General features: G+C 71.3%; 19 protein-coding genes and 1 pseudogene. 14 read left to right on the plus strand and 6 right to left on the minus strand.

Going from position 1 to position 18454, the window contains the following annotated elements:
• Nucleotides 1-192: 192 nt before the first annotated feature.
• Both VAB18032_RS19580 and VAB18032_RS19585 read left to right on the plus strand, forming a co-directional pair.
• Nucleotides 193-984: a hypothetical protein gene (locus VAB18032_RS19580; RefSeq protein WP_148272316.1), complete on the plus strand. Its 792-nt coding sequence runs from the start codon at nucleotides 193-195 to the stop codon at nucleotides 982-984.
• Nucleotides 971-2431, plus strand: a complete 1461-nt coding sequence (locus tag VAB18032_RS19585; RefSeq protein WP_148272317.1) for a thrombospondin type 3 repeat-containing protein — start codon at nucleotides 971-973, stop codon at nucleotides 2429-2431. Before VAB18032_RS19580 ends, VAB18032_RS19585 begins: the two co-directional genes overlap by 14 nt.
• Nucleotides 2432-2543: 112 nt before the next feature.
• Here VAB18032_RS19585 and VAB18032_RS19590 read toward each other — a convergent pair whose 3' ends face one another.
• Nucleotides 2544-2783: a GntR family transcriptional regulator gene (locus VAB18032_RS19590; RefSeq protein ID WP_013734635.1), complete on the minus strand. Its 240-nt coding sequence runs from the start codon at nucleotides 2781-2783 to the stop codon at nucleotides 2544-2546.
• An 8-nt stretch (nucleotides 2784-2791) separates the two neighbouring features.
• Between VAB18032_RS19590 and VAB18032_RS33225 the strand changes: the two are divergent.
• The 4 genes and pseudogenes from VAB18032_RS33225 to VAB18032_RS19605 form a co-directional block, all read left to right on the plus strand.
• Nucleotides 2792-2896, plus strand: a pseudogene (locus VAB18032_RS33225) (DivIVA domain-containing protein); the annotation flags it as partial.
• Complete coding sequence (locus VAB18032_RS19595) at nucleotides 2896-3147, plus strand: hypothetical protein (RefSeq protein WP_013734636.1); 252 nt, start codon at nucleotides 2896-2898, stop codon at nucleotides 3145-3147. The pseudogene VAB18032_RS33225 and the gene VAB18032_RS19595, both read left to right, overlap by 1 nt.
• A gap of 99 nt (nucleotides 3148-3246) precedes the next feature.
• Nucleotides 3247-4938 carry an ABC transporter ATP-binding protein gene (locus tag VAB18032_RS19600; RefSeq protein WP_043721334.1) on the plus strand — a complete coding sequence of 564 codons (1692 nt, stop codon included), beginning with the start codon at nucleotides 3247-3249 and terminating at the stop codon, nucleotides 4936-4938.
• Nucleotides 4935-6686, plus strand: coding sequence for an ABC transporter ATP-binding protein (locus VAB18032_RS19605; RefSeq protein ID WP_013734638.1), 1752 nt, complete (start codon nucleotides 4935-4937; stop codon nucleotides 6684-6686). Before VAB18032_RS19600 ends, VAB18032_RS19605 begins: the two co-directional genes overlap by 4 nt.
• Before the next feature lie 58 nt (nucleotides 6687-6744).
• Here VAB18032_RS19605 and VAB18032_RS19610 read toward each other — a convergent pair whose 3' ends face one another.
• From VAB18032_RS19610 to VAB18032_RS19620, 3 genes are all read right to left on the minus strand, one after another.
• A complete protein-coding gene (locus VAB18032_RS19610; RefSeq protein WP_013734639.1) occupies nucleotides 6745-7377 on the minus strand; it encodes an HNH endonuclease family protein in 633 nt (210 codons plus the stop codon).
• 146 nt (nucleotides 7378-7523) lie between these two features.
• Nucleotides 7524-8189 (minus strand): YceI family protein, encoded by a 666-nt coding sequence (locus VAB18032_RS19615; RefSeq protein WP_013734640.1) that lies wholly within the window; start codon nucleotides 8187-8189, stop codon nucleotides 7524-7526.
• 288 nt (nucleotides 8190-8477) lie between these two features.
• Nucleotides 8478-9254: an IclR family transcriptional regulator gene (locus tag VAB18032_RS19620; protein ID WP_043721344.1), complete on the minus strand. Its 777-nt coding sequence runs from the start codon at nucleotides 9252-9254 to the stop codon at nucleotides 8478-8480.
• 54 nt (nucleotides 9255-9308) lie between these two features.
• Between VAB18032_RS19620 and eda the strand changes: the two genes are divergently transcribed.
• The 4 genes from eda (at nucleotide 9309) to VAB18032_RS19640 (ending at nucleotide 11993) form a co-directional block, all read left to right on the plus strand.
• Nucleotides 9309-9965, plus strand: a complete 657-nt coding sequence (gene eda / locus VAB18032_RS19625; protein ID WP_013734642.1) for a bifunctional 4-hydroxy-2-oxoglutarate aldolase/2-dehydro-3-deoxy-phosphogluconate aldolase — start codon at nucleotides 9309-9311, stop codon at nucleotides 9963-9965.
• Between the two features lie 6 nt (nucleotides 9966-9971).
• On the plus strand, nucleotides 9972-11072 hold the full coding sequence (locus tag VAB18032_RS19630; RefSeq protein WP_013734643.1) for a sugar kinase: 1101 nt from the start codon (nucleotides 9972-9974) through the stop codon (nucleotides 11070-11072).
• A 133-nt stretch (nucleotides 11073-11205) separates the two neighbouring features.
• Entirely contained in the window at nucleotides 11206-11544 is a 339-nt protein-coding gene (locus tag VAB18032_RS19635) for an ArsR/SmtB family transcription factor (protein WP_013734644.1), read from the plus strand.
• Nucleotides 11541-11993 carry an SRPBCC family protein gene (locus VAB18032_RS19640; protein ID WP_013734645.1) on the plus strand — a complete coding sequence of 151 codons (453 nt, stop codon included), beginning with the start codon at nucleotides 11541-11543 and terminating at the stop codon, nucleotides 11991-11993. The genes VAB18032_RS19635 and VAB18032_RS19640 overlap by 4 nt, the downstream gene beginning before the upstream one ends.
• A 64-nt stretch (nucleotides 11994-12057) precedes the next feature.
• Here VAB18032_RS19640 and VAB18032_RS19645 read toward each other — a convergent pair whose 3' ends face one another.
• Together VAB18032_RS19645 and VAB18032_RS19650 are read right to left on the minus strand one after the other, a co-directional pair.
• Nucleotides 12058-12969: a CDP-diacylglycerol diphosphatase gene (locus VAB18032_RS19645; protein WP_013734646.1), complete on the minus strand. Its 912-nt coding sequence runs from the start codon at nucleotides 12967-12969 to the stop codon at nucleotides 12058-12060.
• 216 nt (nucleotides 12970-13185) lie between these two features.
• Nucleotides 13186-14100: an NADP-dependent oxidoreductase gene (locus tag VAB18032_RS19650; RefSeq protein WP_232510828.1), complete on the minus strand. Its 915-nt coding sequence runs from the start codon at nucleotides 14098-14100 to the stop codon at nucleotides 13186-13188.
• 101 nt (nucleotides 14101-14201) lie between these two features.
• Here VAB18032_RS19650 and VAB18032_RS19655 point away from each other — a divergent pair, with 101 nt between their 5' ends.
• From VAB18032_RS19655 to VAB18032_RS19670, 4 genes are all read left to right on the plus strand, one after another.
• Nucleotides 14202-15164, plus strand: coding sequence for an AraC family transcriptional regulator (locus VAB18032_RS19655; protein WP_050814634.1), 963 nt, complete (start codon nucleotides 14202-14204; stop codon nucleotides 15162-15164).
• A 148-nt stretch (nucleotides 15165-15312) separates the two neighbouring features.
• Complete coding sequence (locus tag VAB18032_RS19660; protein WP_013734649.1) at nucleotides 15313-15870, plus strand: carboxymuconolactone decarboxylase family protein; 558 nt, start codon at nucleotides 15313-15315, stop codon at nucleotides 15868-15870.
• A 98-nt stretch (nucleotides 15871-15968) separates the two neighbouring features.
• Nucleotides 15969-17123 carry a M20 family metallopeptidase gene (locus VAB18032_RS19665; protein WP_013734650.1) on the plus strand — a complete coding sequence of 385 codons (1155 nt, stop codon included), beginning with the start codon at nucleotides 15969-15971 and terminating at the stop codon, nucleotides 17121-17123.
• Between the two features lie 56 nt (nucleotides 17124-17179).
• Nucleotides 17180-18331 carry a carboxylate-amine ligase gene (locus tag VAB18032_RS19670; protein ID WP_013734651.1) on the plus strand — a complete coding sequence of 384 codons (1152 nt, stop codon included), beginning with the start codon at nucleotides 17180-17182 and terminating at the stop codon, nucleotides 18329-18331.
• Nucleotides 18332-18454: the final 123 nt, after the last annotated feature.

Here is an 18454-nt window from a genome sequence, read left to right on the forward strand (position 1 = left end):
AGGTGCAGCGCGGCGGCGCACTCGGGCGATGTGCGACCCCACCCAGGCGGAGCCGGACCGGGCGGCCAGCACCCGCGCCTCGGCGAGCCGACGCCGGGCCAGCACCAGGTCGCCGCAGAGCGCCTCGCACTTGGCCAGCCAGGAGGTGATCTCGGCCTCCAGGTCGAGGCGGCCGGCGGCGACGGCGTACCCGTGCGCCCGGCGCAGCGTGGCCCGGCCGCGCAACAGGTCACCGGACCACGCCTCGCCCATGCCGAGCATGGTGGTCAACCGCGTCCGGCGAGCCGGGTCGATCCGGTCGTCGACCAGCCACGGCTCGACCACCTGTGCGAAGAGCGGTCTGATCCGGTCGGGACGCTGGGCGCTCAGCGTCGCGATCATGGCGCACTCGACGTACAGCGGGTCGTGGTGCAGCCCGGCGGCGGTGAACAGGCGCAGTGCCTCGTCGGGGTGGGCCGGGCCAGGCGGGGTGGCGGGCCCGCGCCGGGCGAGTCGGCGGCCGAGGCGGGCGCTGACCGCGGCGGCGATGGCGTGGTGGAGGAACTCGATCTCGCGCTGCCGGGCGACCACCTCGCGGCTACGCGCCCCGGCCTGCGGCGTCGCCGGCTGGGCTCGCGGGCCGGCCTGCGGGGTCGCGGCCTGGGCGCGCAGGGCCGCCAGTCGCCGCACCATCGGGGGCAGGCCGGCCGGGTCGGCGGTACGGGACACCGCGAGGAACGCCTCCGCGACCAGACGGGCGGCGGTCACCGGGTCACCAGCACGGTCGGCCGCGGCCAGCAGCTGGTCGGCCTCCTCCTGGTGCTCCTGTTCCTGGAGACCGTGGGATTGCTGATCGATGTCCACGTCCGTCCTTCGTCGGGCGGGTGTAGCAGGCACACCCTAGCTAGGGTTTCGCCCGGGCCGACGGTGGTTCGACTGGTTACCGACTCAACGGTCTGGGCGGCACCGGGCGGGTGTGACCGTACGGCTCATGACAGTCCGTAACCGAATGCGAGTGGCGATGATCGTCACTCCCCTGTTCGCCATGTCCATGGCACTTGTCGCCATCAGCACCCCCGCCGCCGCCGACAAGCCGTCGGAGCGGCCCCGCCTGTCGTACGCCCGGCTCTGCGACCCGACCGGCTGCTACCTGTCCTGGCGGGTCGTCGACAGCGACGCCGACGGTGTCAGCGACGCCGACGAGGTGGCCGCCGGCACCGATCCGCACGACCCGCACAGCACGCCGAGCCTCCAGGTGGTCGTCGAGGTGGCCTCGGTCAACAAGCTGCCGTCCTTCTCGTACGGTCGCGGCAGCTTCATCGCGTTCCCCGAGGAGATCCTGAAGCTCAGGGAGACGACCACCAACCTGCCGACCCTCGGTGTCTTCGCGCTGCCGGTCCGCAAGGACGCCTACACCCGGCTGGGCATCGACCTCAAGCGGTTCGACGAGTTGAAGCTGTCGGTGCAGCGCGACGGGGTCGCGATCGGCCGCGGCAGGATCTCGCAGTCCGTCGGTGACCCGCTGCGCGGCAGCCTGCTGACTCCGTTCGACTCGCACTTCGTCGAGTACCAGCCCGGTGTGACGGGGCAGAGTCCCGTCGCGCACGGCGGCATCGTGAAGACCGAGAAGGGCGGCTGGTTCGACGACTTCGACTACCAACTGCACTACGCCGACGGATCGCGCAGCGTCGTGGACCTGGTGCCGGGTGGTTCGGTGCAGGAGTACTTCAACGCCGACGGCTCACGCGGCGACACCGTCCTGCACCAGTACGAGGAGCGTGGCGAAGACGGTGGCGTCTACATCGAGGAGCACACCTGGGTCTGGGACGTGCACGGACGTCTGGTCAGCGAGACCACGTCGAAGTCCCACTCGAAGGACGGGAAGCTGGACAGCTGGCTGGAGACGATCTACCACGTCTACGACGAGGACGGCAAGGAGCTCGGCACCATCCATATGGAGTCGGTCATCTTCACCGACTCGACGCACAGCACCGGCAGCCAGACCATCACCACCTGCGACGCGAGCGGCAGCTGCGACGACGGCATCAACATGTACTACGACTCCGACGACAACGACTCCGGCGGTGGCCACGACGATGGGGGTGACCACGGCGACGACGGCGGTGACGGCACGGAGAACGACCACGGCTACGTCAACCCGGACTACACGAGCGATGTCGTGTCGATCCTCACCGGCAGCGACGGGTTCACCCGGATCGTCGGCACGAACATCACGCCGGTACGCAACTGGACGCCGACGTACGCCGACGGCACCATCCCGGAGAACAAACTGACCGGCATCATCTACGTCGACGACACCGCCAACGCGTACAACTCGGTCTTCTCCGAGCCGCGCATCACCGGGGCGCAGCCGGAGCACGTGCCCGGTCTGCCGCAGCCGTGGCTGGACGGGCCACCGCCGAACGGCGGCGGCTGCAACGGGCTCTGCTGACCGAGCCTTCTCCGACGCCGCCCGTCCGGTCAGTGACCGGACGGGCGCTGGCCTGTCGGGGCGTTGCTATGGGTGGCCACGCTCAGGCAGCCCTCGGCTGAACGTGTGGCGCTCAGGTTTCCTGCTCCGCCACGAAGACGCCAAGCCCCTGGTGACCGTAGAGTTCGCCGGTCTCGATCAGGATGGTGACAGCCTGGCGGACGGTCGTCTGACTGTTGACGCCGTACATCTCGGCGAGCGCCTTCGTCGACGGCAGCTTGTGGCCTGGTGGCCACTCTCCCGACGCGACGCGTGCTCGGATGTCGGCAATGATCCGCCGGTAGTGCGGTTCGAACTTCCGCGGTGTGGGCATGCAAGGTCACCGCGAACACCGAGGCCGAGCGGATCCGGCAGGCGTTGCGGCAGTGGCAGTCCCGGCACAACGGCTGCCGCCGCCCGGCAGATCACCCGCAGGGCGGGCGGTGATGGGCGCACCACGCTGGATCATCCACCTCCCGACCACGCTGACCAGCCTGGACGAGGCTGTCGACCTGGCGGTCGCGTTACGTGACTCGCTCGGCCACGTCACTGTCGTCGACTTCGGTGAGACCACCCTCAGTGAAGAGGACAAGCAGTTCCTGCGTACCCGAGTGTGGTGTGACGCCCGGGGCGACGGACCCGGCCGCTGCCAACGCCGCGATCAGCACGACGGACCCTGCGCCACCACGGCGCAGTAGCGTCCGAACAACCCCGGCTGTGGCCACGTCAGCACGATCCGGCCGCTCAGCCGGACGGGCGACAAGTTAGCCTGGCCTAACTTCAGAAGTGAGGCCAGGATGACGAAGACCCCTGCGGCGGTGCCGACCGGCCGGCTGATCGGTGGGATGTTCCGGCGGCAGCGCCGCGACACGGCGTTGTGCGCCGGTTTCTGGTCGCTGCACCAGGTCTGTGAGGCGCTCGTCCCGGTGGCCATCGGTCTGGTCATCGACCAGGCCGTGGGGACGGGGTCGACAACGGCGATGGTCTGGTCGGTGGTGGGGATCTTCGCGCTGTTCCTGGCGCTCACCATGGGCTGGCGGTTCGGGTTCTGGTTCCTGTCCAAGGCGGTGGTGCGGGAGTCGCACGACCTGCGCATGCAGGTGGTCCGGCGGGTGCTCACCGGGCGGGGCATCCGGACCAGCCGGCAGAACGGCGAGCTGCTGTCGATCGCCACCTCCGACACCCAGGCCGCCGCCGAACTGCTGGAACTGGGCAGCCGAATGATCTCCGCGTTCCTCGGCCTGACGGTGGCGACCGTGGTGCTGCTGCGCATCGACTGGTCGCTCGGGCTCGGGCTGGTGGTGGGTGTCCCGTTGCTGGTGCTCGGGCTCCACGCGCTCGGGCCGGTGGTGGAACGGCACACCTCCGCACAGCAGCAGGCCATCGGCCGGGCCGCGGCGACCGCCTCCGACCTGCTGCGCGGGCTTCGGCCGCTGCGCGGGTTCGGTGGCGTCGACGAGGCCGCGCGCCGCTACCGCGCGGCCAGCCGTACCTCGCTGCGGGCCAACGTCGGCGCGGTGCGGGCCGGCGCGACATTCGTCGGTGTGTCGACGTTCACCACCGGCCTGCTGGTCACGGTGGTCGCCGCGCTCGCCGGCTGGTTCGCCCTCCAGGGGCGGATCACCGTCGGTGAGCTCATCACCATCGTCGGACTGGCGACCTTCATCAGCGACCCGGTGCTCAACCTGGCCGACTGCGTCTTCCGGCTGGCGACCGCCCGGGCCAGCGCGGCCCGGGTGGCCGAGGTGCTCGCCGCACCCGAACAGGCCGGGTCCGGTGACACGGTGGCGCGGCCCGGCCCGCTCGTCCTCGACGAGGTGCACGCCCCCGGACTGGACGGCGTCAGCCTCACCGTGCGTCCCGGGGAGCTGCTCGGTGTGGTCACCGAGCAGACCCGTACCGCCGACGCCATCACCGACCTGCTGGCCGGGGCGCGGCCACCCGAGCGGGGCGAGGTGACGCTGGCCGGTACGCCGGTGGCCGACCTCGACGTCGCCACGCTGCGCCGGGTCGTCCTGGTCGAACCGCACGCGGTGGACCTGTTCGGCAGCACGTTGCGCGAGGTGCTGCAGACCGGCGACGAGCACGACGACGATGCGCTGCGCCGGGGCATGGCCGCCGCCAGCGTGGACGTGCTCACCGACGGCGACGCCGGGCTGGACCGGGAGTTGCTCGACCGTGGGCTGGACCTCTCCGGCGGTCAGCGGCAGCGCATCGCCCTGGCCCGGGCGCTGCTCGCCGACCGGCCGGTCACCGTGCTGCGCGATCCGACCACGGCGGTCGACGCGGTCACCGAACACGCCATCGCCGACGGGGTACGCGCCTACCGTGCCGACGGTGAGCGGGCCACCGTCCTGGTCACCACAAGCGCCCCGCTGCTCGACCGCTGCGACCGGGTCGTCTTCGTGCACGCCGGTCGGGTGGCGGCCGTCGGACGGCACCGGGACCTGCTCGCCCGGTCCGCGTACGCCGAGGTGGTGCTGCGATGAGCGGCCTGACGTCGACGATGCTGCCCGTCGCCACCGGCCGGGCCGCCCTGGCCACCTTCTGGCGGGCGCTGCGCCGCCACCCGATGTTCGGCTGGGCCTCGATCGCGGCCTCGCTGGCGGCCAGCGCCGCCGCGGTCGTCGTACCGTTGCTGCTCGGTCGGCTCGTCGACCTGGTGGTGGCCGGCGGTACCACCCGGTCGCTGCTGCTGACCTCGGCCTGGATCCTTGGCGTGGGTTTCGCCGGCGCGGTGCTGACCGGTGCCGCCCGCTGGCTGGTCACCGAGTGGGGCATGCGGGCCTGCGCCGACCTGCGGGAGGAGGTCCTCGACCACGCGCTGCGGATGGACTCGGCCCGGCTGGAGAGCGCGGGCTCGGGGGATGTCGCCTCCCGGGTCACCGACGACGTGGAGCAGGTCACCGACTCGATCCAGTTGGCGGCCGGCGTCTTCACCGCACTCGTCACCGTCGTGGTCACGTTCGTCGGCTTCACCGCCCTGGACTGGCGCATCGCCGTCGCGTTCCTGGTCGTCTTCCCGGTGTACGCGCTGAGCCTGCGCCGGTTCGTGCCGGCGGCCAAGCGTCTCTACGCCGCCGAACGGCAGGCCGCCGCGGTACGCACCCAACGCCTGCTGACCACCTTCGGCGGGGTCCGGACGGTGCACGCGTACGGCATGGAACAGCGGCAGAGCCAGCGGGTCGAGCAGGCCTCCCAGGAGGCGGCCGACGCCCGACTGCGGGCGGTACGCGGGTTCCTCTGGTTCGCGAACATGATGAACTACGCCGAGGCGATCGGCCTGACCGCCGTCCTGCTGACCGGGTTCCTGCTGGTGCGCGCCGGGGACAGCAGTGTCGGTGACGTGACCGCCGCCGCGCTGTTGTTCCACCGCCTCTTCGGCCCGCTCGGCATGCTGCTGATCTCGTTCAACGACATCCAGTCGGCCGGCGCGGCGCTGGCCCGGCTGGTCGGTGTCACCGAGGTCGACGTGCCGGCGCAGCGGACCGCCGAGACGCCGACCCGAGGGCCCGCCGGGGTCACCGCCAAGTCGGTGTCGCACCGGTACGCCGCCGGCCCGACGGTCGTGCACGACGTGTCGATCGAGATCGCCGACGGTGAGTCGCTGGCGATCGTGGGTGCCAGCGGTGCCGGCAAGACCACCTTCGCGGCCATTCTCGGCGGGGTGTTCCCGGCCACCGAGGGCGCGGTGTGGCTGGGTGGCCGGTTGATCGACGACCTGGGCCCGGACGAGTTGCGTCGCACCGTCGGTGTGGTGACCCAGGAGGTGCACGTCTTCGCCGGCACGCTCGCCGACGACCTGCGGCTGGCCGCCCCGCACGCCACCGACGAGCAGTTGCACGCCGCGTTGCGGCTGGTCGGCGCGCACGGCTGGGTCGCCGCGCTGCCGGACGGGCTGGCCACCCCCGTCGGTGACGGTGAGCATCCGCTCACCCCTGGTCAGGCCCAGCAGTTGGCGCTGGCCCGGATCGTCCTGCTCGACCCGCCGATCGTGGTGCTGGACGAGGCGAGCGCGGAGGCCGGCAGCGCCGGTGCCCAGCAGCTCGAACTGGCCAGCCAGGCGGTGATCCGGGGTCGTACCGCCATTGTGGTGGCGCACCGGCTCACCCAGGCGCACGCCTGTGACCGGGTGGCGGTGATGTCCGGCGGTCGGATCGTCGAACTCGGTCGCCCCGACGACCTGGTCGCCGCCGGTGGCCGGTACGCCGAACTCTGGGCGGCCTGGCGGCGCTGACCTGACGACGGACCTGGCGGTGCCGGCAAGCACCGCCAGGTCCGGGTAGCTCAGCGGGTCAGCAGGTGCTCAGCATCGAGGCCAGGGCCGACTTCTCCGCGCTGTCGACGGAGAGCGCGTAGTACCACTTCACCTGGATCCAGGCGCGGGCGTAGGTGCAGTGGAACGCGGCGCGCGGCGGCTTCCAGGCGGCCGGGTCCTTGTCGCCCTTGGCCTGGTTCACCGTGCTGGTGACCGCCCACAGCTCAGGGCCACCGAGGTCGTTGGCGTAGGTCTGCCGCCGGGAGGTGGTCCACGACCAGGCGCCGGAGCGCCAGGCCTCGGCGAGCGGGACCACGTGGTCGATGTCGATCTGCGTCGGGCTGGTCCGGGTCAGGCCGTCGTACGGGCTGTACCAGGAACCGGAGGTCGGATAGCAGCTCGCGTCGACTGTGACGTTGGTGCCGTCACGCTTGAGGACCTGCTCGCGCGTGTTGCAGGTGCCGGTGACCGTGCTCCAGTGCGGGAACAGGTCCCGGTTGTAGCTGGACTGGTGGGATTCGGCGGCCACGGTGAGGGAGTTGAGCCGGCTCAACGCCGTGGCGTACGAGGGGATGTTGGGCGGGGTGGCGTGGGCCGGCCGGGGGACCAGCACCAGGGACAGGGCGAGGGCGACCACCAGGGTGACGGCGGCCTTGCGTACGTGAGCCATGTGGCGACTCCTGACTGTCGCCTGCCACGGCGGGTGGGGGTGGCCCGCTGACGGGCGTGACCGGCGACAGTCGGATTCTCGCAAAGATCGTGATCAATGAATACGCCGGCGGACGAAACGATCGTTAAATCCGGATGAAGAGCGGCCTATCCCTGGCGGATGGCCTCGCCGGCGATCTCGATGCGCACGGTGCGACCGACCAGTACGCCGCCGCTGTCCAGGGCCACGTTCCAGACCAGGCCGTAGTCCTCGCGGTTGAGTTCCGCCGTGGCGCTGAACCCGAAGATGTCCTGCCCGTACGGGTCGCGTCGGGCACCGCCGAACTCGACCTGGCAGTCCACCGGACGGGTGATGCCCTTGACTGTCAACTCACCGGAGAGCACGAACCGGGCGGTCACCGGCCGCGTCGGCGGCGCGGGCTCCTCCACCACCGACCGGCGACCGAGCCGGTGGTTCTTCAGCTTGGCCCAATAGAAGATCGGATCGGTCTTGTCCAGGGCGGTGATGCCGGTGCTGCGGTACTCCAGGGTCGGGAACTGCTCCACGTCGAGGAAGTCGGCGCTGCGCAGGTGGGTGTCCCGGTCGACGTTCGCGGTGTCGATGCTGGCGGACTGGATGGTCGCCACGATCGTCGACTCCAGCGGGTCCTCGGCGACGGTGATGCGGGCGGTCGCCTGGCGGAACTCGCCACGCACCGGGCTGACCATCATGTGTTTGGCGACGAACCCGATCCGCTTGTGCCCGGCGTCAAGCTCGTAACTGCCGGGTGCGGGGATGGACATGCCGTTCCAGATGCGCGTGGAGCCGGTCATCGCTCGCCACTTCCTCCCCCGCCTTGACTCAAGGCCCAGACCGGCACCGGACGGCCGGACGATCATCGACGCCAAGCATAGGGAGGTCAGAGGGGGTTTCCCTGCCTCGACCAGTGGTGATCGTGAGGACAATCACCAGGCCAGACGCATCGGAGACGGCGGGCGGCGGGTCACGCCCGCAGAGAACCGTTTCGGCGGCGGCTGCGTCCTAACCTTGCGTGATGGATTCAGACGACGCAGCGTTACTGCGCCGCGTCGGTCGGTGGTCGATGCTGATCCGCCCTCGGCTCAGCTGGCGGTGAGCAGGCCGCGGGCGGCGCGGACCTGGTCTACCGCGCGGTGCAGCGCGGTCACCACCCGCTGCTGCACCTGCTCGTTCAGGCGGGCCGCCGGGATGGAGAGGCTGATCGCGTCCACCGCGGGGGTGTGCAGCGGCACCGCCACCGCGAAGCAGACGATGCCCTCGGTGTTCTCCTCGTGGTCGACGGCGTACCCGCGTTCCCGGCTGGCCGCCAGGTCGGCGTGCAGCGCCGCCAGGTCGGTGATGGTGTGCCGGGTCAGCGCCGCCGGGGACGGCCCGAGGATCGTCTCGACCTCCTCGGTGGCTCGTTCGGCGAGCAGCACCTTGCCCAGGGCGGTGGCGTGGGCCGGCAGGCGTCGTCCGATGGCGCTGTAGAGCCGCAGCGGGTGCGACGACTCCCGCTTGGCGGTGTAGACCACGTGCGCGCCGTCGAGTCGGCCGAGGTGCACGGTCTCGCCGAACTGCCGGGACAACTCGTCGAGCACCCCGGCGAGCAGCCCGACCGCGTCGTCGGTGTCCAGGTACGCGGCACCGACCTGGAGGGCGCGTACGCCCAGCCCGAAGCGGGTACCGGTGTCGTCGGCCTCCACCCAGCCGCGCTGCATCATCGTGCGCAGGATGCCGTGCAGGCTGCTCTTCGGGATGCCCAGGTCGCGGGCCAGGTCGCCGAGGGAGCGTCGGCCGCCGGAGGCGGCCAGGGTCTCCAGTACCTCCAGCGTGCGCCCGGCCGACTTGACCGGTTGGAAGCCCTCGGCGGTTGTCATGGCGCTCACTGTAGCGGGATTGACATTGCCGGGATCAGCAGTAGGGTCACATATGTGACTGCCGTTCATCCTTCTGAACAGCCCGCCGACGTCTCGGAGACCATCGCCGCGGGCCGGATCCTGCCGGTCGTCGTGCTCGACGACGCCCGTGCCGCCGCCCCGCTCGGTGCCGCCCTGGCCGCCGGTGGCCTGCGCAGTGTGGAGGTGACCTTCCGCACCGACGCCGCCGCCGACGCCATCCGGGCCATGGCCGAGGACCCACAGCTGCTCGTCGGCGCGGGCACCGTGCTCACCCCCGGCCAGGTGGACGACGCCGTCGCGGCCGGCGCGCGGTTCATCGTCTGCCCCGGCTTCAGCGCCCGGGTGGTCGCCCACTGCCAGCAGGTCGGCGTGCCCGTCTTCCCGGGTGCCGCCACCCCGACCGAGATCCAGATGGCCCTCGACGCCGGGCTGGACACGGTCAAGTTCTTTCCCGCCGAGCAGCTCGGCGGCACCACGATGATCAAGGCCCTGGCCGCGCCCTTCCGGTCCGTACGCTTCATCCCGACCGGCGGGGTGAACACCGGCAACCTGCGCGACTACCTCAGCCTGCCGCCGGTCCTCGCCGTCGGCGGGACCTGGATGGTCGCGCCCAGCCTGCTCGCCGAGGGCCGCTGGGACGACGTGACCGCACTGACCGCCGCCGCCGTGACCGCCGCCCGGGAGGCCTGATCCGCCATGTCCGTTCTCGACCTACGCCCCGCCGACCGGTGCCGCTACGACCTCGTCTCGCTCGGCGAGGTGATGCTGCGCCTGGACCCGGGTGAGGGACGGGTGCGCACCGCCCGCGCCTTCCGGGCCTGGGAGGGCGGCGGTGAGTACAACGTCGCCCGAGGGCTGCGCCGCTGCTTCGGGCTGCGCACCGCCATCGTCACCGCGTTCGCCGACAACGAGGTGGGGCGACTGCTGGAGGACCTGATCCTGCAGGGCGGTGTCGACCCGTCGTTCATCCGCTGGATGCCGTACGACGGCCTCGGCCGCAGCGTGCGCAACGGCCTCAACTTCACCGAGCGCGGCTTCGGCGTACGCGGCGCGGTCGGCACCTCGGACCGGGGCCACACCGCCGCCAGCCAGCTGCGCGCCGACGACGTCGACTGGGACCACCTCTTCGGCGACCTGGGGGTGCGCTGGCTGCACACCGGCGGCATCTACGCCGCGCTGTCGGAGACCACGCCGGAGACCATCGAGGCGGCCATGGTCGCCGCCCGCCGGCACGGCACGATCATCTCGTACGACCTGAACTACCGGCCCAGCCTCTGGAAGGCGGTCGGCGGGCAGGCCCGCGCACAGGAGGTCAACCGGCGACTCGCCCGGTACGTCGACGTCATGATCGGCAACGAGGAGGACTTCACCGCTTCCCTCGGCTTCGAGGTGCCCGACACCGACGCCAGCCTGTCGGAGCTGGAGGTGACCAACTTCCAGCGGATGATCGACGAGGTCACCAAGGAGTTCGACAACTTCCGGGTGGTGGCCACCACGCTGCGTACGGTCCGCAGCGCGACGGTCAACGACTGGGGTGCGATCGCCTGGGGCGGCGGCCGGTTCGTCGAGGCCACCCACCGTCCCGGCCTGGAGATCATGGACCGGGTGGGTGGCGGGGACAGCTTCGCCTCCGGGCTGATCTACGGCCTGCTGGAGCAGCACGACCTGGCCACCGCGGTGGAGTACGGCGCGGCGCACGGCGCCCTGGCCATGACCACCCCCGGCGACACCTCGATGGCCAACCGCAAGGAGGTCGAGGCGCTGATGCGCGGCGCGGGCGCCCGGGTCCAACGCTGATCGACACCGCTGACGCCATCGCCCGGCCCCGACGCTGATCGGGGCCGGGCGATTGTCACTTCTCGCGTCACCGACCATCGCGGAATCCCACGAACGTTGAACCATGTGGTTCACTGTCGCTATGGTGAACCATATGGTTCAGCAAGATGCGCGCCTCGACCGGATCTTCTCGGCGCTGGCCGACCCGACCCGCCGGCAGGTGCTCGCCCGGCTGGGGGCCGCGCCGGCCACGATCAGCGATCTGGCCGAGCCGTTCGCCATCTCCCTCACCGGGATGAAGAAGCACGTCCGGGTGCTGGAGGAGGCCGGCCTGGTGGTCACGGAAAAGGTCGGCCGGGCGCGGCAATGCCGACTGGGCACCGAGCGACTGGACGACGCGATGGCGTGGATCACCTTCTACCAACGGCTCTGGGAACGTCGCCTCGACGGTCTCGACGCCTACTTCACCCTGCGGAAGGGGACGCAACAGTGACCGAGACGCCCGACCTGCACCTGCGCCTGAGCCGGTACCTGCCGGCCTCTCCCGAGGAGGTCTTCGACGCGTACACCGATCCGGAGCAGCAGAAGATCTGGTTCAGCATTCTCGACGAGCAGCCCGGCATCGTGGAGATCGAGACCGACCTGCGCGTCGGTGGCACCCAGACGGCGGTCTGGGGGCCCAGCCGCGACCAACTGTTCCGCGAGACGCAGACCTTCCTGGAGATCGACCGGCCACACCGGCTGGTCACCGAGGCGGTGGGCAGCAGCCCAGACGGCGCCACGATGACCACCCACGTCGAGGTCACCTTCGCACCCGACGGGGACGGCACCCTCGTCACGGTGGTCCAGACCGGATTCCCGGCCGCGGAGATGCGCGACTTCTTCGCCCACGAGGTCTGGGTCGGCGCCCTCGACCGGATCGAGGCGTTCCTGCGCCGCTGAGGGCGGGTCGGGGACGGTCGACGGGGGTCGTTCCCGCCCGCTGACGGGCCAGGCAGCCGGGCAATCACGCGTAGGCGAGCAGGAAGTCGACCGTGCCGGTGCCGCCGGGTTGGCCCGGCGGGACGGGTAGGCCGGGTTCGCTGTTCAGGACGTAGAACCCACCGTTGCCGACCAGCCGCGGGGTGACGGCCAGGATCTGCGCCGCCATGCTCGCCCCGGTCGGGCGCACCACACTGTCGCGCAGCAGCGTGAAGAGGTTCGTGTTCAGGTTCGCCACGTGCAGCACCCGGTACGACCGGGGGGCCGGAGCGCCGGTGCTCGTCAGTCCCCACACCGGCACGATCTGCGTACGCCACCGCGCCGGGTCGTTGGTGATCGCGCTGTCGTGGTTGTTGAGCTGCGTCTGGATGCCCGAGTGGATGCCGGCCAGGTGGATGTGCAACTGGTCCTGCTGCCGGATCGTCGGATCGGCCGAGTTGACGCCCAGTCCGATGTGCGGATAGACCACATGACCCGGCTGCCCCGGTTGCGCGTTGTTCCAGGCGTCGAGCCAGTAGTTCGGCGCGCTGGAGGTGGCAATGAACGGGCACTCGATGCCGCTGATGCGGCAACTGGGCACCAGCAGGAAGTCGTGGTTGGACCCGGACCCACCGTTGAGGATCACGTAGGTGGGTGTCGTGGCCAGGCACTGCGGGAACGGCGGGCCGGGCTTCGTCCCCTCACAGACCTGCACGCGGTCCCACAGGTCGTACCGGCCGCCGGTGTCGCTCGGATAGCCGCACAACTGCGACGGCGTGGGGCAGGCCGAGCCACCCGGTCCGCCGGGGTCCGGTGCCGGCGGACCGGGAGCCGGTCCCCCGTCGGCCAGCGCCGCACCACCTCCCGCGAGACCCCACAGGCCCGTGGCGCCGACCGCCCCCGAGAGCCTGACGAACTGACGTCGGTGGATGTTCCCGGTTGCCCTGTTGTCGCCCATCCTCAGCCTCCGCCCGTCGCGACCCGAGCAGGCCGCTCGGTGTCCATCAGCGCCCGGCCCCTGGCGGGGAGAAGCGGACGCGAGGAATGAACATGTCGAGACTAGGACGATCCGCTCAGGGCTCAGCGTCGGCAACCGAACGGATCCCCTGATCGTGTCGCTCCGGGTCGCCGCTCAGCTGCCTGCTGCCTGCTGCCTGCTGCCTGCTGGTGAATCTCACGGCACGAGAATGATCTTTCCGCGGGTCTGACCTGACTCGGCCTCGCGGTGCACCTCGGCCAGTTCGGCGAGCGGACGGACGGCAGCGATGTCGACCTGGACCTTGCCGGCATCGATGAGCGCGACCAGCGCGGCAAGCTGGTCGGTGTCGTTGCGGGCGACAAAGTGCACGGCGGTCACGGAGGATCCGGCCGGTGGCCGCACCGGGACCGTGGCGGACACGACGAGGCCACCGGGCCGCACCAGCGGCAGCAGCATGCCGGCCTGCCGGGCGCTGCCGGCAACCAGGTTGACGACGGTGTCGACGGGTTCGTCGAGCGCGTCGACGAGCGGCGTGGCCAGGTAGTCGATGATCTCGTCGGCACCGAGCCGGCGAACGGCGTCCGCACTGCGTGGGCTCGCCGTGGCCAGCACGTACGCTCCGGCGTGCTTGGCGAGTTGGATGGTGAACCCGCCGATGCCACCGCCCGCGCCGTTGACCAGGATCCGTTGGCCGGCGATGACCTTCGCATGGTCGAACACGGCCTGCCAGGCGGTGACACCGGCGATGGGAACGGCGGCGGCGTGGGCGAGCGGGATGGTGGTGGGCGCCGCGACGAGGTTTTCCGCCGCAGCGGTGACGTACTCGGCGGCGGCACCGCCGCCGTCGATGCGACCGATGACCGGGTCGCCGACGTCGAGGGTGGGCACGGCCGCGCCGACCTCGACGACCGTGCCGGCCACCTCACCACCGAGCGTGTACGGCAGGTCGGCGGTGAAGACCGCGCGCAGCAGCCCTCGGCGCAACCCCACGTCGGACGGGTTGAACGAGGTCGCGGCGACCTTGATCACGACCTCGCCTGGACCGGCGACGGGACGGGGTACGTCGTCGGCGCGGATCACGGACGCGTCACCGTACTCGTGCATTCTCATGGCTCTCACCGCTCGAACCTATGGGCGAGCCCCAGGGACGAACCATGCTTCGCAGGCTCTCGTTCATACGCGATCGTCCTGCCCGGCGCTACCCTCGGCGGGTGGACGTGCTCAGCGACGTGATCGCGGTGATGCGAACGGGACAGCCTCGTTCCGCGCGGGTGGCCTGGCACGCCCCCTGGACGCAGCAGTTCGCGTCGATGCCCGGGTCCGCCGGATTCCAGGTGATCCTGCAAGGGCGGTGCTGGCTCGTGCAGGCGGGAAGCGAGCCCGTTGCGTTGTCGACCGGGGACGTGGTGTTCCGGCCGCACGGACGCGGACACGTGCTCGTCGACAGCCCGGCGACGCCGGCGACCGGGCCCGCCTGCGACCCGGACGCCCAGCCGACACTGCACCGCCACGACAGCGACACCGACAGGCCAGCCACCGCCCCGGCCACGATCATCCTCTGCGGCGGCTACCAGTTCGACACCGCGCGCACCCATCCCCTGCTGCCCGATCTACCCGAGTTGATCCACCTGCCCGCGCACCTCGGGCGACACCCGCAGCTGCACGCCACCGTGCAGCTGCTCGGCGACGAACTGGCGCACCCGCGCCTCGGCACGGACGCCATCGTCCCCGCGTTACTGGACACGCTGCTGCTGCACATCCTGCGCGCCTGGCTCGACGGGCAGCCGGTACGCGCGTCCGACACCGGCTGGGCCGCGGCGCTCAACGACGGGCCGATCGCCGCCGCGCTGAACGCCATGCACCGCGATCCGGCCCGTCCGTGGACCGTCGCCGCACTGGCCGCCGAGGCCGGGCTGTCCCGGACACCGTTCGCCCGCCGCTTCACCGCGCTGCTCGGTCAACCGCCACTGACCTACCTGACCTGGTGGCGGATGACCACTGCCGCCCGGCTGCTCCAGGAATCCGATGCGGCGTTGAACGTCATCGCCACCAAGGTCGGCTACACCTCGGAGTTCGCCTTCGGCAACGCCTTCAAGCGCCATCACGCCGTCGCTCCCGGCCGGTACCGCCGGTCCGGTGGTGGCCTCGTGCCGGCCCGGACAGCGCACGAATGAAGAAGCGCGGCCGGGTATCGGATGTGATCGTGGCTGCGCGGCGTCGCTCACGCCGCCCCGCACGGGCAGCGATCCTCGACAGGGGCAGCGCCCCTCGGTGAGCGCCGCCCACCCGGGCCACGACGCACTGCTGAGAGGCAGGACGAGCATGGCGCACATCGATCTCGGAATCGATGAGAAGGAATTCCCCGGCATCACCGGCCCGATGCGCTACCGCCCCGAGACGGCGAAGCCGCTCAACGAACTGGCCGAGGTGCTGCTGCGGGCCCCGAACACCCTCCCGGCCGGTGAGCGGGAACTGATCGCGGCGTACGTGTCCGGACGCAACGACTGCGAGTTCTGCTGCGCCTCGCACTCGGCGTTCGCCGCCGCGCAGCTCGACGAGGGTTACGACCTCGTCGACCAGGTACGCGCGGACCTGGACAGCGCCCCGATCTCGGCAAAGCTGCGGGCGCTGCTGCGCATCGCCGGTGCCGTGCAGGTCAGCGGCCGCAACGTGACAAGCGAACTGGTCGCCGACGCCCGCGCGCAGGGCGCCACCGACACGGAGATCCACGACACCGTGCTGATCGCTGCCGCGTTCTGCATGTTCAACCGGTACGTCGACGGGCTCGGCACCTTCGCGCCCGCCGGTCGGGACGCCTACGCCGCGTCCGCGCGTCAGGTCGTCGAGTTCGGTTACGGGGCAACGGTTCGCACTGACTGAGCACACAGCACGGACAAGGGTGGCTACACCCCTCCCCCTCTGCGATGGTCGATGGACACGCCTGGCCAGGCCCGTCACCCGTGAGTTCGGAGGGATCGATGGACCACGCACGTCGTCTGCGCCATGCCGCCGACAAGCTGCAGGCAGACATGGTCGACCAGCTGGGCACCCTCGTCGCGTACGAGTCGGCACCGGGCTCGCTGCCCCATCTCGAGTCCTGTGCCGACCTGCTCGCCCGCTGGGGAACAGAAGTGCTCGGGCGGCCGGCCCAACGGGTCGTGCTCGACGGTCTACCGCACCTGCTGTGGCCGGCGGTCGACCAGCGGGTGCTGCTCCTCGGCCACTTCGACACCGTCTTCCCGATCGGCACGACCGAAACCAGACCCTTCACCGTACGCGGGAACGTGGCGACCGGCCCCGGTGTGTGCGACATGAAGGCCGGCATCGTGCAGATGTTCGCCGCCCTGCGCCTGGTCGAGGACACCTCGACGGTCGGGGTGCTGCTCAGCTGTGACGAGGAGAGCGGATCGGTCACCTCCCGGCCGTTGATCGAACGGGAGGCGCGGCGCTCCGGCGCGGTACTGGTCTGCGAGGCCGCCACCCCGGAAGGGCATGTGAAGGTGGCCCGCAAGGGCGGTTCGGTGTACCGCCTCACCATCCAGGGCCGTGCCGCCCACGCCGGCGTGGAACCCCAGCGGGGGATCAACGCCACGGTCGAGGTCGCCCATCAGGTGCTCGCGTTGGGCGCGCTCGGCACGGCGGACAGCGCGGGCACCTCCGTCACTCCCACCCTGCTCTCCGCCGGGACGACCACGAACACCGTGCCGGAGAGCGCCAGCCTGGCGGTGGACGTGCGGGCCTGGAGCAAGGCCGAGTTGGAGCGGGTCGACCACGCGATCCGCCGGTTGCAGCCGCACCTGTCCGAGGCGACGCTGACCGTGTGCGGCGGGATCAACCGCTACCCCATGCCCGCCGAGCTGGCCCAACCGCTGCTGGAGATGGCGCGGTCGGCCGCGCTGGCGCTCGGCATGCCGGAGCTTGTCGGGGCGTACGCCGCCGGGGCCTCCGACGGCAACTTCACCGCCGCGCTCGGCGTACCGACGCTCGACGGTCTGGGCGCGGTCGGAGGCGGTGCACACTCCGCCGACGAGTACGTCTGCCTGGACCGGATGCCGGAGCGTACGGCGCTGCTGGCCGGACTCGTGGAAACAGTGTCCTCGATGGAGGGTTTCGGCACGCAACTCGTCGCCTGAATCCCGTAACCTGCCTACCGTCGGCAACGGGCCGACAGCGGGAGGTCGTCGGCGGCATGGCTACGGAACAGCGTCCAGGATCGACCGTCCCCCGGATCGGCGTCGAGGAGGAATTCTTCGTCGTCGACCCCGACCGTGGCGAGGTGGTCCCGGAGGCCGCCACCGTCATCGACCGCGCCCGCCCGGCTCTCGGCGCGCGGGTGGGCGGCGAGATCACCAAACTGCACGTGGAGGCCCGCACCGACCCGTGCCGGAGCCTGGACGAGCTGGGGGCGCAGCTGGCCGAGGGCCGGCGGGCGGTCCAGAGCGCGGCTAGCTCGGCCGGGCTGCGGGTGATCGCCAGTGCCTCGCCGGTGCTCGGCAACGCCGTGCCACCGCCCATCACCGAGGGGCCGCGCCAGGATCGCGGCAACGCCACCTTCCGCGGGCTGCACGACGAACTCGCGATCTGCGCCGTGCACGTGCACGTGGAGGAGCCCGACCGGGACCGGGCCGTACTCATCGGCAACCATCTGCGCCCGCACCTGCCGGTGCTGCTCGCCCTCACCGCCAACTCGCCGTACTGGTGCGAGCGGGACACCGGCTACGCGAGCTGGCGCAGCGTGACCTGGGGTCGGTGGCCGGTGGCCGGTCCCCCGCCGTTCCTGACCTCCGCGCAGCAGTACGACGACCACATCGCCATGCTGATCGAGGCGGGGGCGCTTGTCGACCACGGGACGATCTTCTGGGATCTGCGGCTGTCGGCGAACCACCCGACGCTGGAGGTGCGGGTGACCGACGTGCCGGTCACCGCCGCCGAATCGGTGGCGCTGGCCGCCCTGGTGCGGGCGCTGGTGATGGTCGCCGGGCAGGCCGTGGACACCGGTGACGAAGGGCCCCGGCCGGTACCGGAGCTGTTGCGGCTGGCGTACTGGCGGGCGGCCCGCGACGGGATGGGTGGCCACGGCGTCGACGTGGCCACCGGCCGGCTGCTGCCCGCCGCCGCGCTCGCCGATCGGCTGGTACGCCTGGTCCGGCCGGCCCTGGACGAGGCGGGCGACCGGCAGCGGGTGGAGGACTGGCTGGCCCGGCTCGGCACCGACGGCGACGGGGCGACCCGCCAGCGGGCCGCCGCAGCTGCCCGCGGACGCCTGACCGATGTGGTCGACGAGATCATCGCGCAGACCGCGCCCGGAGTGCTGGCCGAACAAGAAGGCACACTTACGTAACGACGAACGGCACCCGCCTCCGCGATGCTGGAGGAACCGAACGTCGCACGGCGGGCATCGCCCCCGGTGGCGGCCGGTCCACCTGTTTCAGGGGAGGCCACAGGTGACCCACGCGCATCTGTT

The organism is Micromonospora maris AB-18-032, assembly GCF_000204155.1.
GTDB classification, from domain to species: domain Bacteria; phylum Actinomycetota; class Actinomycetes; order Mycobacteriales; family Micromonosporaceae; genus Micromonospora; species Micromonospora gifhornensis.